The sequence below is a fragment of the Endobacter medicaginis genome, assembly GCF_014192375.1.
GTDB lineage: Bacteria > Pseudomonadota > Alphaproteobacteria > Acetobacterales > Acetobacteraceae > Endobacter > Endobacter medicaginis.
In genome coordinates this window covers 289,448-307,686 of the sequence record NZ_JACHXV010000003.1, presented here as the reverse complement: position 1 = coordinate 307,686, position 18,239 = coordinate 289,448, and the positions used below count along the sequence as shown (strand labels likewise).

The following is an 18,239-nucleotide window of genomic DNA, read 5'->3' as shown; positions in this document are numbered from 1 at the left end:
TACGGACAATCAATTCTTTGTTAATATCTTTCACGGATATTGCCGATAACGGTCCGCAGGCACGCGGATACGCTGAGGGCGGACTGAGACAGGATGCAGGTCAAGGACGAGATCGCCGTCGGATCGGACGGAATGTTATTTCACCGTTTCGACTGGGCCTTCGAGCAGGTGTGCGGCGACATGCCCTTCCCCGCCTCCCAGCAGGCGCGCTGGATCTCGCTGCTGAACGCCCGCCAGACCTTCTGCGCCGCCCTCGGCGCGCGTTTCCTCACGCTGGTCGTGCCTGAACGCCACGCCGTCTATCCGGAACGCCTGCCCGGTGAACGGCGGCCCAACCCCGGGCGACCGGTCCTGCGGCTGGCCAGGGCATCCTGCGGCGAGGGCGGGTCCGGGCTCATCTATCCTCTCGAGGCCCTGCGCGCGACGAGCCGCTTCGAGCAGACCTTCCACCTCACCGACCAGCACATGACCGATGCAGGCGCCTATGCCTGCTACCGCGCCCTGATCGACCACTGCCCGGAGGCCTTTCACGGTGCGCCGCTGTCACCATCGGCCCTGACCCGATCGGAAAGTCGCTTGGTCGGCGATCTCGGCATCCGCCTCGACGACGAGACCGACGAACCCGTCGACCATCTGCGAATCACCCGCCCGCAGGCGGCCAAGATTGCTGGCGCACGTCTGCAGGCGGGCCGGATCGACGTCTATGAGCAGGCCGATACAGGCCTGCCGAAGGCGGTCTGGTTCGGCGATTCCCACAGCTTCTCCCTGCTGCCCTTCATCGCCGAGCACTTCTCCAGGCTGGTGGCGGTGCAGAGCAGCCGGCTGCTGACCGACCTCGTCGAATTCGAGACACCCGATCTGGTCGTCTGCCAGACCTCGGAAACACAGATCGCCTATCCGGCCGCACCCGACCGCCTCGACATCGTCCGCCTGCCACAGGATGGCGGCACCGATGGTCTCGCCGAACTCTACGCCGCGGGCGGGCTGAGTCGCCCGGCAAGCTATGCCATCAAGGTCGAGTTCGGCATCGAGGGCAACGCGCATCATTTCTGCATCGACGGCTGGAGCGCGCCGGAGCCCACGCAGCGCTGGAGTATGGGCGCGCGCAGTACGTTACGCCTGCCGGTGCCGCCGGCAGGACGCAACTGGTCCCTGCGTATCCAGGCCCACCCTTTTCTCGTCGCCACGCGTCACGAGCGGCAACGGCTGGCTGTGGTCTGCCATCAGCGCACGCTGGCCGCATTCGATCTTACCGGCGAGCTGAGCGCCAGCATCGACCTTCCTGGCGAGACACTCGCCGCCGCAGCGAGGGACGGTCACGTGCTGATCGAGTTCCTGCACCCCGATGCCGCTTCGCCGTCACAGTTCGGAGGCCAGGACCCGCGTTGTCTCGCCCTATGTTTCCGCAGCCTGACCGTGCAGGGATAGCCTGATCCGCTCTGCCGCCATGCGGACCTCCGGCCCATAGCGCCGCTCGAGTCGCCGGATGGTGAAATGCGCCCGCGCCAGCGACTGATAATGCGCAAGAAAGGCCGCATTGAGCGAGGCGCCGCAGATCGCACCGGCCACCGGCACCATCTGCGTTGCGACCTTCTGCGACACCGCCAGGCCGTAGCGCGACGCCACCTCCGACATCAGCAGCACGATCGGCCGTCCCCGCATCAGCAGCCTCGCAGAGAAATAGCCGATCTCGCTTTCGTCGGAACGCGGGTGGAAACTGCGTAGCGCGAAGACCTCGAGGCAGGCGCGACGCGCATCCTCCGTCGAGAGATCCTCCCCCTGCTCGATCGCGATACGACCGATCTCACGCATGATGGTCAGGGTGGTGAAGCCCAGATCGGGCGCGATGCCGGAGAATCCGGCAAAACCGCCGATCGCGCCGGAGGCGATCACCCCCGCCCGGATCGCCCGCCCGTTCGACGCCCCGCCACCGCGCAGGCCGAGAATGGCGATATCGAATGCCCGTGCCAGCGCGCTTTCCGACAGGCCACGGATCTTGTCCTGGAGACCGGCCGGCAGTCCGAGCCGACGCAGACCCAGCCGGGTCGCCTGCCCGACCGCGCCGCCCATCAGATCGGCCACCCGCACCAACACACCCTTGCCGCTCTCGAGAGCGCTCATCGCGGATTCGAGCTCACCGAGTGCCGCAGGTCCGAGATGCAGCTCGGCAAGCTGCGTGCCGCTCGATGTCGCGGTGCCCGTCATCAGCCATTCTCTCCCGCCAGGATTCGCACACTCAACGCGCGACGCGGTGGCGGGATGCGCGATTCAGACAATCGGTCGGCAGTCGACCTCGATCGGGCTGCCGAGCGGCAGGCCATTGCCAATCTGCGTGCGGTGACCACTCGCCGGAGCGACGATCAGGCCGAGCTGGGCCAGGGCAATCTCCGGCCGCACCCCGGTCAACGTCCGCGCGACCGTCATCAGGCAGTCCTTCTGCTGGTCCGAGCAATGCCGGAACATCGACAGCAGGCTGCGTTCGTCGTCACCGAGCTGCGGATCGTTGACCAGCCGTCCGCCATAGCGCAGCGTGTCGATGCTGACCGACAGCGCATCGGCGAGCGCTGCGAGATTGTGCGCCTGCTGGCCGGCACGCCCCGATTCCCATTGCGCGATCGCACTGCGGGTCACACCGCAGATTTCCGCCAGACGTTCCTGCGTCCAGCCGCGCGCGCGGCGCAGCGTGCGGATACGCATGCCGATATCGGCCTCGCGATCACTGCTCTGGCGACCATCGCCACCGCAACGGGCGTCCATGCGCGGACCAGCGAGCAAAATCTCCGAACGGCCCGCCATTGCCGAAGCATGCGATTCACCCGGCTCGGTCGCTTCCGGTGACAACCCGGCAGTACGCTTTCGTCGCATCGCTCACGCTCTCAGGCCTGGGCGGCTCCGGCTCACACCGTTCCGCACCACGGATCATGTGTCGTCTCAAATTTTGTCCGAGTTTGCACATATCCATTCGGAAACGCAATCATAACACCTCGTCTGACGAAAACATCATTTTTCGGTGCCGGTCGGTGGCTCGTCGCGCGAGAGAGTGGCCACTGCGAGCGGCGTCGAGGCCGCCGCTGCGGCGCGTCCCATCACGATCATCCGCCGCGCCGCGATCCCCGCCCCCGCCATCTCGCCGGCCAGCCGCCCGAGCAGCGGATTGCTCAGCAAGGCATGCGCAGCGGCGTTGGCGACCGCCTCGCCGGCCGCCACCGCCCCTGCGGCGAACACCGTGCGCCGGATCAGCCCCATCGTCGCCAGCAGGCCCGGCCGCAGGCCGTGCAGGGCCGCGATCTGGCGCAACAGCCTGATACCGCGCCAGGCGATGACCAGCCCGGCCAGGCCGGCCGATGGCGTTGCCGCCAGGGTCGCCGCGACCTGAAGCGCGGCGCGGCGCGACAGCGCGTCAACCTCCACCCGCAGCCGCCGCCCCGGCCCCTGCACCAGCAGCGCCAGCAGCGCATCGGGATCATTGACGGCGTCCAGCGCCGGCAGCAGCGCCTGTCGCTCGCCCACCGCCGCCGGCAGCATCGACACCCAGCGCCGCGCCGCACGATGGCGCGCGACCGCATCCTTGCCATTGAGCTCGGCCCGCAGCCTATCGACCGCCTCCAGCGAGGCCAGCCCGCGCAGTTCATGGCCGATCGCCGCCAGGATCAGCCCGAAGCCCGATACCGCAATCACCAACGTCAGCCAGCCGAGCCAGACGGCGCGACGGAACTCGTCGGCAACGAAGTTACCCACCTCCAGCGCACCGAGCCCGAGGATCAGCACAGCCACACCGCCGATCGCCAGCCCCAGCGTCGTCACCCGCCCGCCCGGGCGCAAGACCTCCGTCGGCAGCGCTTCGAGCTCGGCATCGACCGCTGCCGACGCCACGAGACGGTCGGCGCGCCGCGACTCGGTCTCGATCCGGGGCGCGATCCGCGAGGACGAGTCACTCACAGCAGGTCCTCCAGCAGGAATGCGAGCAGTCCGTCGAGCCCGATCTGCGGCACCCCGTCGCGGCCGCCGCCGGGCGGCCGGATCGGCTCGAAATGTGGGATGCTGAGGAATGGATGGGTGAAGAACGCCGCATCCGGCGGCATGTCGGGCACCTCGCCCGGGTAGGACCGGGTCAGGGTGTCTTCGCCCAGCAGGCGCCCGCGCACCGCCGAGACCGGCCGCCCGTCGAGCGACCAGACGAAATCCTCGGTGCAGCGGATCGAGGCGATGGCGAAATGCGCCTCGGTGATGCGTGCGCCGGTCGAATGTCCCGACTCGGTCAGCCGGCCGATGAGGGCGGCGAGATTGCCACGCTGCGCGCGGGCGACATGGTCGGCCTTCGTCGCCGCCCAGGCCACCCGGCCGATCCCGCCCGCCGGCCCCGCGCCCGACGCCAGGGCGGAAAGATTGCGCCCTGCGAACGCTTCCGACAGCGCCGGCCCCAGACCAGCCGCCAGCCGCGCCCAGCCCTCGGCGCCCAGAAGGCTCGACCAGCCCTGTCGCCAGCGCAGCGCCCGCGTCGCCGCCGCCAGCGCGCCCTGCGCATCGGCGAACGAGGCCGCTCCCAGGTGCAGCGGCGTGAGCAGATCGGCCAGCACCACCAGCCGGTCGATCGACGCGAACAGCGGCCGGGTGAGATCGGCGGCGATCGCGCCGCGATAGGCGTCGAACCGCTCGCCGAGCAGCCGCGCCAGCCCGCCGCGCCCCACCATCGGGAAGAACACCATCCACGGCGGCAATGCCCCTGGCGGCGGCATCAGGAACCGCCCAGGTTGCAGCAAGCTCAGCCCCAGCCGGTCGCGCATCGCCTTCAGCAGGGTGACGTAGAGCTCATGCCCGGCCCGGGCGAGGGTCTCGTCCGCGGCCGCCTTCGCATCCATCGCGTCGCAGAAAGCGAGAAACGGCGTCGCCAGCCCGGCCAGCGCCGGATCGCGCAGCCGCGCCAGCACGCCTGCCGACCAGACGCCGAACTCCACCCCCAACAGCGGCAGGTCGAGCAGCCACTCACCCGGATAGTCGAGGAATTCCAGCCGCAACCGGCGCGGCGGCAGCCCGGACACGCGCGCCGGCAGATCGACGTCGAGCGCAAGCAACGCCGTGGTGTCGGTGCGCGGCGGCCAATGCGGCGGATCGGCAGCGAGCGCCGCCAGATGGGTGGCGAGGTCGAAGCGCGGCAGGCTCTCCGCCCCCGCATCGCTCGGCCGGATCAGTGGCACCCCGCCGAGCCGCGCGGACAGCGCCGGCAACGCCTCGCCGCGTCCGCGGGACAGCGCCAACAGGTTCGCCGCCACCGACGTCAGGAACGCGGTCTTGCCGGCCCGTGCGAGGCCCGTCAGCCCGATCCGCACCCGCCGCCGCCCGAGGCTGTCGCCCAGCACCGAGCCCAGCGCACCGCCGGGAAGCAGGTCCCCCAGCCGCCAGCGCGGGCGCGGTGCCTCGGCCATCGCTCAGCCGCGCTCGATCAGCTCGATCTTGTAGCCGTCCGGGTCCTCGACGAAGGCGATCACCGTGGTGCCGAACTTCACGGGTCCGGCCTCGCGGGTCACCTTGCCGCCGCCTGCGCGCACCCGCTCCACGGCGGATGCGATATCCGGCATGCCGACGGCGAAATGCCCGAACCCGGTGCCGACCTCGTAATTGTCGTCATGGCCCCAGTTGTAGGTCAGCTCGATCTCCGCCTGCCCCTCGGCATTGCTGCCGTAGCCGATGAAGACGAGCGTGTATTTGCCGTCCGGCACCTCGCGCCGGCGCAGCTCCTTCATGCCGAGCAGGCTGTAGAACGCCAGGCTGCGCTCGAGATTGGCGACCCGGACCATGGTGTGCAGATAGCTCGCCACGCGGCTTGCTCCTCTTGGGTTGTTCTTCTGCCCCTGCAACGCCCGACCATGGGCATCAGCTTCCGGACGGTGGACCGATTCCGTACAGAAACAACCCCGCCCGGTCGGCCTCGTCCACCATCGCCGCCGGATCGGTGAACAGCGTCCCGCCCGCCTCGTAGGCGATGCCCCGCAGTCCCGCCCCGGACGCATGCACCACGCTGCGCGGCCCGAGCGTCGGCATGTCGGCGCGTCGCTCCTGACCGGGCTTGCACAGTTTCACCAGCACCCCGCCCGGGCCGGGCTGGCGCAGCGAGGCGGCGCGTTCCAGCATCCGGTCGGTCCCCTCCAGCGCCTCGACCGCCAGCACGATGCCGGACTGCACCACGCAGCCCTGGCCGATATCGAGCTCGCCCAGCGCGCGCACCACCCGCGCGCCGTATGTGATGTCGTCCAGCGCCAGCGCATCCGGCGTCACCCGCCCCTGCGCGCCGATCCCGCCCAGCCGGTCGCGGAGGAACGCGTCGGCGCCACGCACCACGAAGCCCTCCTCGCCAAACACCCGGACCAGGGCGGCCAACAGCCCGTCATCGCCCGAGAACAACGCCCGCCCGATCCGGGCGAGAATCCGCGCGCCTTCCGCATCAGGACGCAGGTCGCGCAGGGAGGGGCGCCGCACCGGCCCGATCAGCACGATCTCGCGGCAGCCCTGGGCGCGCAGTTCGGACAGGATCGCGCCGGCCGCGGCCAGCCGGATGAAGCGGTGCGGGTAGCAGCCGATCACCGCCGCTTCGGCAAAATCCTCGAAACCGACGATGAACACCGACCGGCCCTGCGCGATCGCGGCCTCCGCCACCCGTCCCGGCAACGGCCCGCCGCCGGCGAGGATTCCCAGCGGTCCGGCGTCCGACACCTCAGACCCCGTCGGCCTCGTCCTCGGCATGCACCTGCGCCGGACGCACCAGGCCGCGCCTCGACGGCGCATCGATGAAGGCCAGGATCTCCGCCACCCGCGGATCGGCACCATATTCGGCCCGCATCGCGGCCAGCCGTTCGGTGAACACGCCGCCCTCTTCGGAGCCGCGCGGATACAGCGTACGGAACGCCTGGCGCAGCCGCCGGATCTCGGGGGCGGAAACGCCGTTGCGACGCAGCCAGATCCAGTGCAGCCCGACCAGCCGAGCGCGGTTGCCGATCACGCTGCCATAGGGGATCACGTCCGCCTCGACGCCGCACACCCCGCCGACCATCGCCGCCCGGCCGATGCGCACGAACTGATGCACCGCCGACGAGCCCATGATCCGGGCATGGTCGCCGATCTGCACATGGCCACCGAGCACCACGTTGTTGACGATGATGACCCGATCCCCGATCAGGCAGTCATGCGCGACATGGGCGACGGCCATCAGCAGGCAGTCGTCGCCGATCCGCGTCAGCCCGCCGCCGCCCACCGTGCCGCGATGGATGGTGACGTTCTCGCGGATCGTGCAGCGCGCGCCGATCTCGCAGGCGGTCGGTTCGCCGGCATATTTGAGGTCCTGAGGCGCCAGCCCGATGGTGGTGAACGGCCAGACCACCGTGCCCGCACCGATCGTGGTCCGGCCATCGACCACCACATGGCTGACCAGCCGCACCCCGTCGCCGAGTGTCACGTCCGGCCCGACCTGACACCACGGCCCGACCTGCACGCCTGCGCCCAGACGCGCGCGCGGATCGACGATGGCGGATGGGTGGATGACCACCGCCTGCGTCACGACCGGACTGATCGTCTGGCTCATCATCGATACGCGCCTTCGCGTCAGCTCATGATCATCGCGGAGAACGTCGCCTCCGCGACCGACACGCCATCGACGCGCGCCACGCCGCGGAACTTCCACACCGTGTTGCGCTGCCGCTGCTTGTCGACATGGATGCGGAGCTGGTCGCCCGGGCCGACGGGTCGGCGGAACTTCGCGTCCTCGATGGTCATGAAGTAGACCAGCTTGCCGCGTGCCGACTCGCCGAGCGTGAGCACAACCAGCGTCGCTGCGGTCTGCGCCATCGCCTCGATGATCAGCACGCCGGGCATCACCGGCCGCTGCGGAAAATGGCCCTGGAAGAACGGCTCGTTGACGGTGACGTTCTTGATCCCCGTCGCCTGCTGGCCGAGCTCGATCTCGACCATGCGGTCGATCATCAGCATCGGAAAACGATGCGGGATCGCGGCCATGATCTCGTTGACGTCGATCTGGTCGATCCGCGTGGCCGTCTGCTGATCCGCCGCCACTTCCGCCACCGTCACCGCCTCGTCCCTCATCCTGCTGACCCGAATTCGATCTTCACTGCGCGCGCCTAGTCCGCGGGCCCGTCGGCTGACGCCTCCGGGCGCCGGGCGAGCCGCCTGAGCACCGCGACATTGCGGAAGAATTCGCGAAACGGCATCGCCGGGCTGCCGATCACGTCCGCACCGGACGCGACATCCGACATCACCCCTGCCTGCGCCCCGATCCGGGCCTTCGCACCGATCCGGATATGGCCGATCAGACCCGCCTGGGCGGCGACCGTCACGAAATCCTCCAGCTCCGTCGAGCCGGAAATGCCGGCCTGCGCAACCACGATGCAGCACCTGCCAAGGCGCACGTTGTGCCCGATCTGCACCAGATTGTCGAGCCGCGACCCCGCGCCGATCACCGTGTCCGTGGCGGACCCCCGATCGATGGTGCTGTTGGCGCCGATCTCGACATCATCGCCGATCACCACCTGCCCGAGCTGCGGCACGGTGAGGAATCCGCTTTCCGTCAGCGCGAAGCCGAAGCCCTCCTGGCCGATCCGCGCCCCGGGATGCAGCGTCACCCGATCCCCCAGCCGCGCATGGCTGAGCGAGACATGCTGGCCGATCCGGCAGCACGCACCGATCACCACCCCCGGCCCGATCGCCGCATGCGAGGCGATCCGCGTCCCGGCGCCGATCACCGCACCCGCGCCGACCTGCACGAACGCGCCGATCTCCGCCTGCGGATCGACCTGGGCGCCCTCGTCGATCACCGCGCTGGGGTGTACGCCGGGCCGCACGGCAGGCGCGGGATGGAAATGGGCCGCGATCCTCGCCCAGGCCACATAGGGCGCGCGCGTCACCAGCGCCGCACATCCCTGCGGCACCCGGCCGGCGAAGGCCGGCGCGCAGATCACCGCGCCGGCCCGGGTGGCGTCGAGCACCGGCAGGTAGCGGCGGTTGTCGAGGAAGCTCAGCTCCTGCGCGCCCGCCGCCTGCAACGGGGCGACGCCGCTGAACATACGCTCGCCCGCCCCCTGAGGCGCGCGCAGCTCGCACCCGGCCAGCTCCGCGAGTTCGCTCAACCGGAACGGACCGGCGCGGCGGAAGAACCGCGCTGCCCCCAGCCCCTGGCCGGACATGGCGCCCTACTTCGGCGCGGAGACCGCCTGCGGCGCAGGCGTCGCATTGGCCGGCGCATCGGCGGTGGTCGGGAACTTGCCCGACTTGGCGAGCTTCTCGGGGTCCTCGCCATCGGCCGGGATGAACACGCGCGGCAGCGACTTGTTCAGCACGTCGGCCACGCTCTGCGTGACATCGAGGGCCGGCATGCTGAGCGCGACCTGCTCACGATGCAGCACCAGGTTCATGCCGTGCGCCGCCGCCACCTGCTTGATGACCTGCACCAGCGTGCGCTCGACCTGGCCGAGGGCGACCTGGGCCGCTTCCTGGATGATGCGGTTGCGCTCGCGGAAGTCGCGCTGCGCGCGTGCCACCCGCTCCTGCAGCGCGCGCAGCTTGGCCTGCGCCTGCTCCTGGGTGAGCCCCTTGCCGGACTGGATCTGCTGCTGGACCTCGCGCCAGCTCGCCTGCTCCTTCTGGGCATCGGCCTGGAGCGCGTCGCGGCGTGCGCCCAGCGTCTTCTCGATTTCCTGCGCGGCGGTCGAATTCGCCATCACGTCGGGCACCGAGAGCACGCCGATCACCGCCGAGGGCGGGGCCGAGGCTTTGGGCTGCTCGGGCACGCTCGGCACGGGGGGCAGCGGCAGCACGGGCGGCGCGCCATTGCTCGCCGCCTGCTGGTCGTCATCGGCGGGCTGCTGCACCGGGGCGGGACGCGGCGCGGGGGCAGCGCGGCGCACCACCGAATGCGGCGCGTCACCCTGCGGGGCTGCGGCCTGCGGCACGAACCAGCCCTTGCCGGACTGCGCCTGGGCGTGGGCCGCCAGCGGCTGCAACGACAGGGCTGCGGCGAGCACGCCGGCAGCGGAGACGAGACGGGACATCATGACCTCAACACTGGACGTAGGCGGGAGGATCCGATGTCCTGCCCGCCGATTTTGGCGATTTGAGGACCGGCGGGGCGGCCCATTTCAGGTCGTGGCCTGCTTGTCCCGGGACGTCGCGAGCGAATTCCCGGGGCAGGACACTAGTTGAAGCTCGATCCGAAGCCGAACCGGAACACGCGGGTCTGATCCTGGCGCTGCTTGACGATCGGGATACCGAGGTCGACGTTGATCAGGCCGAACGGGCTGTCCCACGAGATGCCCACGCCCGTGGAGACGCGCGGCTTGAGGTTGTCGCCCAGGATCGGCTGGTAGGTCGCCGGGTTGGACGGATCGGCGGTGTGGTTCTTCGAGTAGCGCGGATCGCCCAGACCACCGACATCGACGAAATACCGGCCCGACAGCCCGACATCCGGCCCCACCGGCAGCGGGAACTGCAGCTGTGTGGACTGGGTGTAGATGAACCGGCCGCCTAGCGCGTCGGCGTAGTTGTTGTAGGGCGACTGCATCGCCTGCGAGTGCGGGCCGACGCCGCCGTCGAGGAAGCCGCGCAGGTTGTCGCCGCCGAGATAGAAATTGTCGATCACGTCGCGGCGTCCGCCACCCCAGTCCTGGAGATAGCCCACGCCGGCCGACAGCTTGATCGTCCAGGCGTGATCGCCGGTGAACTTGTCGAGCGGGATGAAATACTGCGCATCGAGCTTGTAGCGCAGGTATTTCTCGTTGCCGCCGATGCCGGCGAAGTCGATCGCCGGGCGCACGATATAGCCCTTGTGGGGGGCCAGCGCGCTGTCGCGATGGTCCCAGGCCAGCGTGGTGCCGATCTGCGACAGCAGCGAGTGGCCGGTCTGGTCCTGGATGTAGAGCGAGGTGTAGGTGCCGATGCCGCTCACCGAGCGGTTGACCAGCGAGTAGTTCCAGCTCTGCGACAGGTAGCGGTTGAACGAATAGCCCCAGCGCAGCGTGCCGCCATACTTGGTCTCGTAATAGCTGGCGATCTGGTTGTTGTTGTCGTCCATGTAGTACAGGTCGAAGCCCGCGACCATGTTGCGGCCGAGGAAATACGGGTCGGTGACCGAGAAATTCACCTGCTTCTGGTAGTAGGCGACCTGCCCCTGGAGGTTGGCGTCGATGCCGGTGCCGAGCAGGTTGCGCTGGCGCACGCCGGCATTGCCGAGCACGCCGACGTCGGTGGAGTAACCGCCGCCGAGCGACAGTTCGCCGGTCGCCTTCTCCGCCACCGTGGTGTTGACCACCACACGGTCGGGTGCGGAACCGGGCTGGGTGTCGACATTGACCGACGAGAAATAGCCCATGTCCTGGAGCAGCTGCTTCGAGCGGCGCTGCGCCACCGGCGTGAACGGATCGCCCTCGGCGAAGTCGAACATCCGCCGGATCACGTGATCCTCGGTGCGGGTGTTGCCGCTGATCTCGAGGCGCTCGACATAGACGCGCGGGCCTTCGGAGACGTCGAACACCAGATCGACGGTGTGTTTGGTCTGGTTGCGGGCGATCTCGGGGCGCACCACGGCGAACGGATAGCCGGTCGATTGCAGGTAGTTCTGCAGGTTGTCGGCGTTGCGCTGGATGTCGTCGCCGTCGTACCAGGTATGGGCCAGCACGTCGATCCGCCCCTTGAGGCTGTCGGGCGTGACATGGTTGAGCGAGGACTGCACCTCGACCTTGGCGATCTTGTAACGCTCGCCTTCCGACAATGTATAGGTGATGTAGAACGACTTGCGATCCGGCGACATCTCGCCGGTGGCGTCGATCACGTTGAAGTCGATATAGCCGTTGCGCAGGTAGAACCGGCGCAGCAGTTCGCGGTCATACTGGACGCGATCGGGGTTGTATTCGTCCGAGCTGGAGAAGAACCGCCACCAGGCGGTCTGCCGCGAGCTGACCACGCCGCGCAGGCGGCTCTCGGAGAAGGCATGGTTGCCGACGAAGGCGATCTTCTGGATCAGCGTGATCGAGCCTTCGTTGATCTTGAACACCACGTCGACGCGGTTATGGGCGAGGCGGATGATCTGCGGCGTCACCGTCACCGCGTAGCGGCCCTTCTCGGCGTATTGCGAGATGATCTTCTGCCGGTCGGCCTGCGCCATGTCGGGCGTGTAGACCGCGCGCGAGCGCAGGGTGAGAACCTTGACCAGATCCTCGTCCTTGATCGCCGAATTGCCCTCGAACACGATGCGGTTGACGATCGGGTTCTCGGTCACCTGCACGATCAGCGTGTCGCCCTCGCGGCCGAGCTTCACGTCATGGAACAGGCCGGTCGCATAGAGCGTCTTGAGGCTGCGATCGAGTTGCGCGCGGTCGAACGGATCGCCCGGCTGCACCAGCAGATAGGACAGGATGGTGGAGTTCTCGATGCGCTCGTTGCCGCGCACCTCGATCGCCGAGATCCGGCCCTCCGACGAGATCGCCGCCGCGTTCGCCGCATGGGCGGCGGCATGGGCATGGCGGGTGGCGGAACGAGCCTCCGGCGTGAAGCCCTGCGCCAGCGGCACGAGGCAGACCGAGGCCAGCAATGCGAAGCGTTTACCGAACAAGCAGCCGATCCCCCCGTAGACACGCCGCCGGCCCCGACCCTGCGGTTCGTGAGCGGCTTGGCGGAACCGGACCACACTTGCCCGAAACCGCCCTCGTGCGGGCACTAGCCGATAATCCCCGACCAAGGCAAGGCGACCCTCGCGGGGCGCGCGGCCCTGCTCTCAGCCCGCGCTGTGCGCCAGCCAGCGGAACAACCCGATATTGGTCAGGTCGTTGACCGTCGAGAACACGAACAGCGCTCCGATCAGCAGCATGCCGACCCCCAGCGACGCCTCGCGCGCCGCCCGCGGCAGGGCCCGCCCGCGCACCGCCTCGATGGCATAGAACACCAGTCGCCCGCCATCGAGAACCGGCACCGGAAACAGGTTGATCAGTCCCAGATTGATCGACAGCAGCGCCATGAACGACAGCACCGAGGCCACACCGAGCTTCGCCACCTGCCCCGACAGCCGCGCGATGCCCAGCGGTCCCTGCAACGCCCTCGGGCTCGCATAGCCGGTCACCATCTGCCACAGCGCCCGCAGCGTCTGCACCGACACCGTCCAGGTCTCGCCGCAGGCAGCACTCACCGCCGCCAGCGGCCCCAGACGCGGACCCGGCTCGACCACCCCGCCGATGCCCAGCCGACCGATCGGCGTGCCGTCGCTCACCGCCCGACCGATCGTCACCGGCACGCTCAGCGTGTGCCCGTCGCGCTCCAGCACCACCTGCGTATGCCGCCCCGGCGCGGGCGCGACCTGCGCCATGATGTCGTCGAAATCGTCCACCCGCACGCCGCCGATGCTGCGCAGCCGGTCGCCGGGCAGGATCCCGGCCGACGCCGCGGCGCTGTCGGCGGTGACACTCTCGACCCGCGTCGACGACACCGGCTTGCCGGCCGCCATGTAAAGCGCCGAGAACAGCAACACAGCGAAAGCAAAATTGAACGCCGGACCGGCCAGGATCACCACCGCACGAGCCCAGACCGGCTTGTCGTGGAACGTCTGGCCGGGTCGCAGCCCGGCCCGGGACTCGACATCGGATTCGTCGGGCTCCTCGAACCCGTGCGGCTTGACGTAGCCGCCCAGCGGCAGCGCGCATAGCCGCCACTCGGTGCCGACCCGGTCATGCCAGCGCCGCAGCACCGGCCCGAACCCGATCGAGAACACATCGACATGCACGCCGACCAGGCGGGCGGCGAGGTAGTGGCCCATCTCGTGGATGAACACCAGCACGCCGAGCACGACCACGAAGGCCAGCGGCGTGCGCAGGGTCTCGACGAGATGGTCGATCATGATGCCACCGCCACACCCGCGCGCCGGGTCTCGCGACGGTCGCGCTCCTCGCCCGCGACGCGACGCGCCTCGGTATCCCAGTGATTGACCGCCTCGAGCGTGTCCGCGGGCGGCGCGCCGAGCCGTTCCATGGCCGCCTCGACGATCTCGGCGATGTCGAGAAAGCCGATCCGGCGCTCCAGGAACGCCTCCACCGCCACCTCGTTGGCCGCGCTCAGGATCGCCGAGGCAGCCCCCCCGGCACGCAGCGATTCGCGCGCCAGCCGCAGTGCGGGGAAGCGCAGGTCGTCGGGCGATTCGAACTCGAGCCGGCCGATCTCGGCCAGGTCCAGCCGCCGGCTGGACGTCGCGATGCGTCCCGGCCAGGCCATGCAGTGCGCGATCGGGATGCGCATGTCGGGCGCACCCATCTGCGCGATCACCGAGCCATCGGCATACTGCACGAAGCCATGCACCACCGATTGCGGATGCACCACCACGCCGATGCGGCTCTCGTCCATGCCGAACAGCCGCGCCGCCTCGATCACCTCCAGCCCCTTGTTGAACAGGGTGGCGGAATCGATGGTGATCTTGGCCCCCATCGTCCAGGTCGGGTGCTTGAGCGCATCCTCCACCCGCGCGCGCGCCATCGTCTCGCGCGAGGCGGTGCGGAACGGGCCGCCCGAGGCGGTCAGCACGATCTTCTCCACCGGATTGCCGTCCGCCATCGACTGGAAGATCGCGTTGTGCTCGGAATCGACCGGCAGCAGCGTCGCGCGCGCCTCGTCGACCGCACGCAGCATCACGTCACCGGCACAGACCAGCGCCTCCTTGTTGGCGAGTGCGACCGACTGGCCGCGCCGGATCGCCGCCAGCGTGGGCGCGAGCCCGACCGCGCCGGTGATCGCCGCCATCGTCCAGTCCGCCGGCTCCGCCGCTGCCTCGATCACCGCCCGCGCCCCGCACGCGGTCTCGATCCCGGTGCCGGTGAGCCGCTCGCGCAGCAGGTCGTGCGCATCGGTGTCGGCGATCACCGCCAGCCGCGCACCGAGCGCGATCGCCTGCTCGGCCAGCCGCTCGGCATTGCGCCCGCCGACCAGCGTGCGCACCTGCCACGCCTCGCGCTGCGCCAACATCAGATCGACCGTGGAACAGCCAATACTGCCGGTGCTGCCGAGGATACAGGCGGTGCGGGGGGTGCTCATGCAGGGGAGTCCGTCACGGTGCCACCCGTTGACGCGGGGGCGGCCAGGGGGAGGGGATGAAGGTGATGATTGATCGCCGCCAGCAGGAAAATGGCTACCACCGCCACCGGCAGCGCCGCCAGCAGCCCGTCGAGCCGGTCGAGCAGACCGCCATGGCCGGGCAGCAGGGTGCCCGAATCCTTGACCCCGGAACGACGCTTGAACCAGCTCTCGGCCAGGTCGCCGAGCTGCGCGCTGATCCCGAGCAGCCCGCCCAGCAACACGCCGATCACCAGGCGCGTCACCGCATGCAGCCCGGGCGTGAGCGGCGTCGGATGCAGCCAGGCGGCGGCCAGCGCGCAGACCGCCATCGCACAGACCAGCCCGCCCATGGCGCCGCTGCGCGTCTTGCCCGGTGAGATCGACGGCGCCAGCTTCGGGCCGCCGAGCTTGCGCCCGACCAGATAGGCGCCACTGTCCGACGCCCACACGGTCAGCAACACCACCAGCACGGGCGCGGCATCGCCCCGACGCAGCCACACCAGACACAAGGCGGCCAGCGGGATGACGAGGCATCCCGCCGCAAGGGCCACACCGCTGCGCGTGCGATAGAGCGCGACCAGCAGGGACGCGGCCAGCACGGCCGGCACCATCGCCGCGCCGAGCCCGTCATCGAGCACCAGATAATCGCCGATCGCCACCGCGATCCCGGCGCCAAACAGCACCGAAGGCGGCTCGCGCAGCTCCAGTCCGCACAGCCCGACCCATTCCCAGGCCAGCCCCGCCGCGACACCGATCACCAGCAGCAGCCACATCGGGCCGCCGAGCCACAGGCAGCCGAGCCCGACCAAGCCCGCCACCGCCGCCGAAACCAGTCGCAGCCTGAGGTCGCGCCAGCTTCCCGAGGCCGTCGCACCCGATGCTGTCAGGGCCGGCTCAGCCAGGGCGCCCACCGAACCGGCGTTCGCGCCGGCCGAACTCGGCCAGCGCCGCCTCGAATTCGGCCGTGCCGAAATCCGGCCACAGCGTGTCGACGAACAGCAGTTCGGCATAGGCCGACTGCCACAGCAGGAAGTTCGACAGCCGCCGCTCGCCGCTGGTGCGGATCAGCAGGTCGGGGTCGGGCATGTCGGCCGTGGTCAATCTCGCAGCAAACTCCGCCTCGCCCAGGCTGGCCGGATCGACCCCGCCCGCGGCCGCCTCGGCCGCCAGCCGGCGCGCGGCGGCCAGGATCTCCGCCCGCGCCCCGTAGGACAGGGCCACTACCAGGTTGAGCCGCGTGTTGGCCCCGGTCAGCCGCTCCGCGCGGGCCGCCTCGGCGGTGATGTCCGGGCCGAAACGGTCGCGATCGCCGATGATGCGCAGCCGCACCCCCTCGCGATGCAGTTCCGCGGTCTCATGACGCAGATAGTGTTTCAGCAGCGCGGTGAGATCGGCCACCTCCTCGGCGGGCCGACCCCAGTTCTCCGACGAGAACGCATACAGCGTCAGCCACTCCACCCCCGAGGTGATCGCCGCCTCGATGGTCCGGCGCACCGCCTTCACCCCGGCCCGGTGGCCTGCCGCACGCGGCAGCCGGCGCGCGCTCGCCCAGCGCCCGTTGCCGTCCATGATGATCGCGACATGACGCGGGCGCCCGGCCGCGGCCGCGCCGGCCCGCGCCGCCTCCACAGGAGCGACGCCGTCGGGCATTTCCCTGGGTGGGAGCAGCCCCGCTGAGGTGCCGAGCGTCGCGCGAATCCCGCCTTCCATCGACCGCTGACCGCTCCTCAGACCTGCCAAAAGACCCGTCAAACCCGCGGTCCGTCAGACCTGCTTGATTTCCTTATCCTTCTCCGCGAGCGCGTCGTCCACCCGCTTCACATAAGCATCGGTCAGTTTCTGCACTTCGTCGGACCAGTCCTTGACCACGTCCTCGCCGATCTCGCTCTTGCGGATCTGGTCCATCCCGTCGCGGCGCACGCCGCGCACGGCGATCTTGGCCCCTTCCGCATAGCGCCCGGCCGCCTTCGACAGCTCGACGCGGCGCTCGCCGGTCAGGGCGGGGATCGGCACGCGCACGATCTGCCCGTCCGCGGCCGGGTTGAGACCGAGTCCCGAATCGCGGATCGCGCGCTCGACCGCCCCCACCAGCGTGCGGTCCCAGACCTGCACGGTCAGCATCCGGCTCTCGGGCACCGCGACGGTGCCGACCTGGGCGAGCGGCACTTCCGAGCCGTAGGCCTCGACGCGCACCGGCTCCAGCAGCGCAGGGCTCGCCCGGCCGGAACGCAGGCCCGCGAACTCGCGCTTCAGCGTCTCCAGCGCGCCGTCCATGCGGCGGGTGAGATCCTGCTTGAGGCTTTCGAGGTCGGTGGACACCTGAACGAATACTCCCAGAAGATAGCCGCCGCCCTAGCGCCAGCCCCTGCCGAGGTCAAGGGGCGGACGGCCGGGTCACGACCGCTCGACGATCCGGGTGAACCGGCCGGTGCCGCGCAGCACATCGGCGAAATTGCCCGCCTCGTGGATGTTGAACACCAGGATCGGCAGCTTGTTCTCGCGCGCCAGCGAGATCGCCGAGGCATCCATCACCGCCAGATCACGCGACAGCACATCCATATAGGTGAGCTCGTCATAGCGCGCGGCACCCGGGTCCTTGCGCGGATCGGCCGAATACACGCCATCGACCTGCGTGCCCTTGAGCAGGGCATCGCATTCCATCTCGGCGGCGCGCAGGGCGGCGGCGGTATCGGTGGTGAAGAACGGGTTGCCGGTGCCGGCGGCGAAGATCACCACGCGGCCCTTCTCCATGTGCCGGATCGCCCGGCGCCGGATATAGGGCTCGCAGATGCTCGACATCGCGATCGCCGACATCACCCGCGTCGCCAGCCCCGCCTTCTCCAGCGCGTTCTGCATCATCAGCGCATTGATCACGGTGGCCAGCATGCCGGCGTAATCGCCCTGGGCGCGGTCCATGCCGCGGGCTGCGGCCGAGATGCCGCGGAAGATGTTGCCGCCGCCGATCACCAGCGACACCTGCACCCCGGCCCGTGCCACCGCGACCACGTCGTCGGCCACCTGCTGCACCATCTGCGGATCGAGCCCGTAGCCCTGATTGCCCATCAGCGCCTCGCCCGACACCTTGAGCAGGACGCGCTTGTAGATCGGCTTCTCGCTCATCGGGTGCTCGCTGCCTGAGGATGGGGATGGTC

General features: G+C 69.6%; 18 protein-coding genes. 1 reads left to right on the top strand and 17 read right to left on the bottom strand.

Going from position 1 to position 18,239, the window contains the following annotated elements:
* The first annotated feature begins 93 nt into the window (after nt 1–93).
* Nucleotides 94–1,428, top strand: a complete 1,335-nt coding sequence (locus FHR90_RS05355; RefSeq protein WP_176624117.1) for an alginate O-acetyltransferase AlgX-related protein — start codon at nt 94–96, stop codon at nt 1,426–1,428.
* On the opposite strand, the gene FHR90_RS05350 is transcribed toward FHR90_RS05355, so the two are convergent.
* The 17 genes from FHR90_RS05350 to pyrH form a co-directional block, all read right to left on the bottom strand.
* Entirely contained in the window at nt 1,396–2,205 is an 810-nt protein-coding gene (locus FHR90_RS05350; RefSeq protein ID WP_176624118.1) for an EcsC family protein, read from the bottom strand. The genes FHR90_RS05355 and FHR90_RS05350 overlap by 33 nt on opposite strands.
* Nucleotides 2,206–2,268: 63 nt before the next feature.
* Entirely contained in the window at nt 2,269–2,757 is a 489-nt protein-coding gene (locus FHR90_RS05345) for a helix-turn-helix domain-containing protein (protein WP_176624120.1), read from the bottom strand.
* A gap of 243 nt (nt 2,758–3,000) precedes the next feature.
* Nucleotides 3,001–3,939 (bottom strand): DUF697 domain-containing protein, encoded by a 939-nt coding sequence (locus tag FHR90_RS17725; protein ID WP_183274886.1) that lies wholly within the window; start codon nt 3,937–3,939, stop codon nt 3,001–3,003.
* Nucleotides 3,936–5,423 (bottom strand): YcjX family protein, encoded by a 1,488-nt coding sequence (locus tag FHR90_RS05335; RefSeq protein ID WP_183274885.1) that lies wholly within the window; start codon nt 5,421–5,423, stop codon nt 3,936–3,938. The genes FHR90_RS17725 and FHR90_RS05335 overlap by 4 nt, the downstream gene beginning before the upstream one ends.
* 3 nt (nt 5,424–5,426) lie before the next feature.
* Nucleotides 5,427–5,816 carry a lactoylglutathione lyase gene (gene gloA, locus FHR90_RS05330; protein ID WP_176625315.1) on the bottom strand — a complete coding sequence of 130 codons (390 nt, stop codon included), beginning with the start codon at nt 5,814–5,816 and terminating at the stop codon, nt 5,427–5,429.
* A gap of 55 nt (nt 5,817–5,871) precedes the next feature.
* Nucleotides 5,872–6,738 (bottom strand): LpxI family protein, encoded by an 867-nt coding sequence (locus FHR90_RS05325; RefSeq protein WP_176625313.1) that lies wholly within the window; start codon nt 6,736–6,738, stop codon nt 5,872–5,874.
* A complete protein-coding gene (gene lpxA / locus FHR90_RS05320) occupies nt 6,710–7,573 on the bottom strand; it encodes an acyl-ACP--UDP-N-acetylglucosamine O-acyltransferase (RefSeq protein ID WP_176625311.1) in 864 nt (287 codons plus the stop codon). The genes FHR90_RS05325 and lpxA overlap by 29 nt, the downstream gene beginning before the upstream one ends.
* A 20-nt stretch (nt 7,574–7,593) precedes the next feature.
* Nucleotides 7,594–8,091 carry a 3-hydroxyacyl-ACP dehydratase FabZ gene (gene fabZ, locus FHR90_RS05315; protein ID WP_176625309.1) on the bottom strand — a complete coding sequence of 166 codons (498 nt, stop codon included), beginning with the start codon at nt 8,089–8,091 and terminating at the stop codon, nt 7,594–7,596.
* A gap of 35 nt (nt 8,092–8,126) precedes the next feature.
* A complete protein-coding gene (gene lpxD / locus FHR90_RS05310) occupies nt 8,127–9,188 on the bottom strand; it encodes a UDP-3-O-(3-hydroxymyristoyl)glucosamine N-acyltransferase (RefSeq protein WP_183274884.1) in 1,062 nt (353 codons plus the stop codon).
* Between the two features lie 6 nt (nt 9,189–9,194).
* Nucleotides 9,195–10,052 carry an OmpH family outer membrane protein gene (locus tag FHR90_RS05305; RefSeq protein WP_246330041.1) on the bottom strand — a complete coding sequence of 286 codons (858 nt, stop codon included), beginning with the start codon at nt 10,050–10,052 and terminating at the stop codon, nt 9,195–9,197.
* 143 nt (nt 10,053–10,195) lie between these two features.
* Complete coding sequence (bamA, locus tag FHR90_RS05300; protein WP_408871427.1) at nt 10,196–12,616, bottom strand: outer membrane protein assembly factor BamA; 2,421 nt, start codon at nt 12,614–12,616, stop codon at nt 10,196–10,198.
* Nucleotides 12,617–12,769: 153 nt separating this feature from the next.
* Nucleotides 12,770–13,882, bottom strand: a complete 1,113-nt coding sequence (rseP, locus tag FHR90_RS05295; protein ID WP_176624575.1) for an RIP metalloprotease RseP — start codon at nt 13,880–13,882, stop codon at nt 12,770–12,772.
* Nucleotides 13,879–15,066 carry a 1-deoxy-D-xylulose-5-phosphate reductoisomerase gene (gene dxr, locus FHR90_RS05290; protein WP_183274882.1) on the bottom strand — a complete coding sequence of 396 codons (1,188 nt, stop codon included), beginning with the start codon at nt 15,064–15,066 and terminating at the stop codon, nt 13,879–13,881. Before dxr ends, rseP begins: the two co-directional genes overlap by 4 nt.
* Nucleotides 15,063–15,998: a phosphatidate cytidylyltransferase gene (locus tag FHR90_RS05285; protein WP_266152850.1), complete on the bottom strand. Its 936-nt coding sequence runs from the start codon at nt 15,996–15,998 to the stop codon at nt 15,063–15,065. Before FHR90_RS05285 ends, dxr begins: the two co-directional genes overlap by 4 nt.
* On the bottom strand, nt 15,982–16,737 hold the full coding sequence (locus FHR90_RS05280; protein WP_183274881.1) for an isoprenyl transferase: 756 nt from the start codon (nt 16,735–16,737) through the stop codon (nt 15,982–15,984). Before FHR90_RS05280 ends, FHR90_RS05285 begins: the two co-directional genes overlap by 17 nt.
* 114 nt (nt 16,738–16,851) lie before the next feature.
* Complete coding sequence (frr, locus tag FHR90_RS05275) at nt 16,852–17,361, bottom strand: ribosome recycling factor (RefSeq protein ID WP_218062058.1); 510 nt, start codon at nt 17,359–17,361, stop codon at nt 16,852–16,854.
* A gap of 120 nt (nt 17,362–17,481) precedes the next feature.
* The gene (pyrH, locus tag FHR90_RS05270; protein WP_176624237.1) at nt 17,482–18,207 is read right to left on the bottom strand and encodes a UMP kinase; all 726 of its coding nucleotides are present in this window, start codon (nt 18,205–18,207) and stop codon (nt 17,482–17,484) included.
* Between the last annotated feature and the right edge of the window lie 32 nt (nt 18,208–18,239).

Excerpts from the sequence above, each read along its gene's own strand:
- FHR90_RS05355 (WP_176624117.1), top strand. The coding sequence starts at position 94 with ATGCAGGTCAAGGACGAGATCGCCGTCGGATCGGACGGAATGTTATTT.
- FHR90_RS05350 (WP_176624118.1), bottom strand. The coding sequence starts at position 2,205 with ATGACGGGCACCGCGACATCGAGCGGCACGCAGCTTGCCGAGCTGCAT.
- FHR90_RS05345 (WP_176624120.1), bottom strand. The coding sequence starts at position 2,757 with ATGGACGCCCGTTGCGGTGGCGATGGTCGCCAGAGCAGTGATCGCGAG.
- FHR90_RS05335 (WP_183274885.1), bottom strand. The coding sequence starts at position 5,423 with ATGGCCGAGGCACCGCGCCCGCGCTGGCGGCTGGGGGACCTGCTTCCC.
- FHR90_RS05325 (WP_176625313.1), bottom strand. The coding sequence starts at position 6,738 with ATGCCGAGGACGAGGCCGACGGGGTCTGAGGTGTCGGACGCCGGACCG.
- lpxA (WP_176625311.1), bottom strand. The coding sequence starts at position 7,573 with ATGAGCCAGACGATCAGTCCGGTCGTGACGCAGGCGGTGGTCATCCAC.
- fabZ (WP_176625309.1), bottom strand. The coding sequence starts at position 8,091 with ATGAGGGACGAGGCGGTGACGGTGGCGGAAGTGGCGGCGGATCAGCAG.
- lpxD (WP_183274884.1), bottom strand. The coding sequence starts at position 9,188 with ATGTCCGGCCAGGGGCTGGGGGCAGCGCGGTTCTTCCGCCGCGCCGGT.
- FHR90_RS05305 (WP_246330041.1), bottom strand. The coding sequence starts at position 10,052 with ATGTCCCGTCTCGTCTCCGCTGCCGGCGTGCTCGCCGCAGCCCTGTCG.
- rseP (WP_176624575.1), bottom strand. The coding sequence starts at position 13,882 with ATGATCGACCATCTCGTCGAGACCCTGCGCACGCCGCTGGCCTTCGTG.
- dxr (WP_183274882.1), bottom strand. The coding sequence starts at position 15,066 with ATGAGCACCCCCCGCACCGCCTGTATCCTCGGCAGCACCGGCAGTATT.
- FHR90_RS05280 (WP_183274881.1), bottom strand. The coding sequence starts at position 16,737 with ATGCCCGACGGCGTCGCTCCTGTGGAGGCGGCGCGGGCCGGCGCGGCC.
- frr (WP_218062058.1), bottom strand. The coding sequence starts at position 17,361 with ATGGACGGCGCGCTGGAGACGCTGAAGCGCGAGTTCGCGGGCCTGCGT.
- pyrH (WP_176624237.1), bottom strand. The coding sequence starts at position 18,207 with ATGAGCGAGAAGCCGATCTACAAGCGCGTCCTGCTCAAGGTGTCGGGC.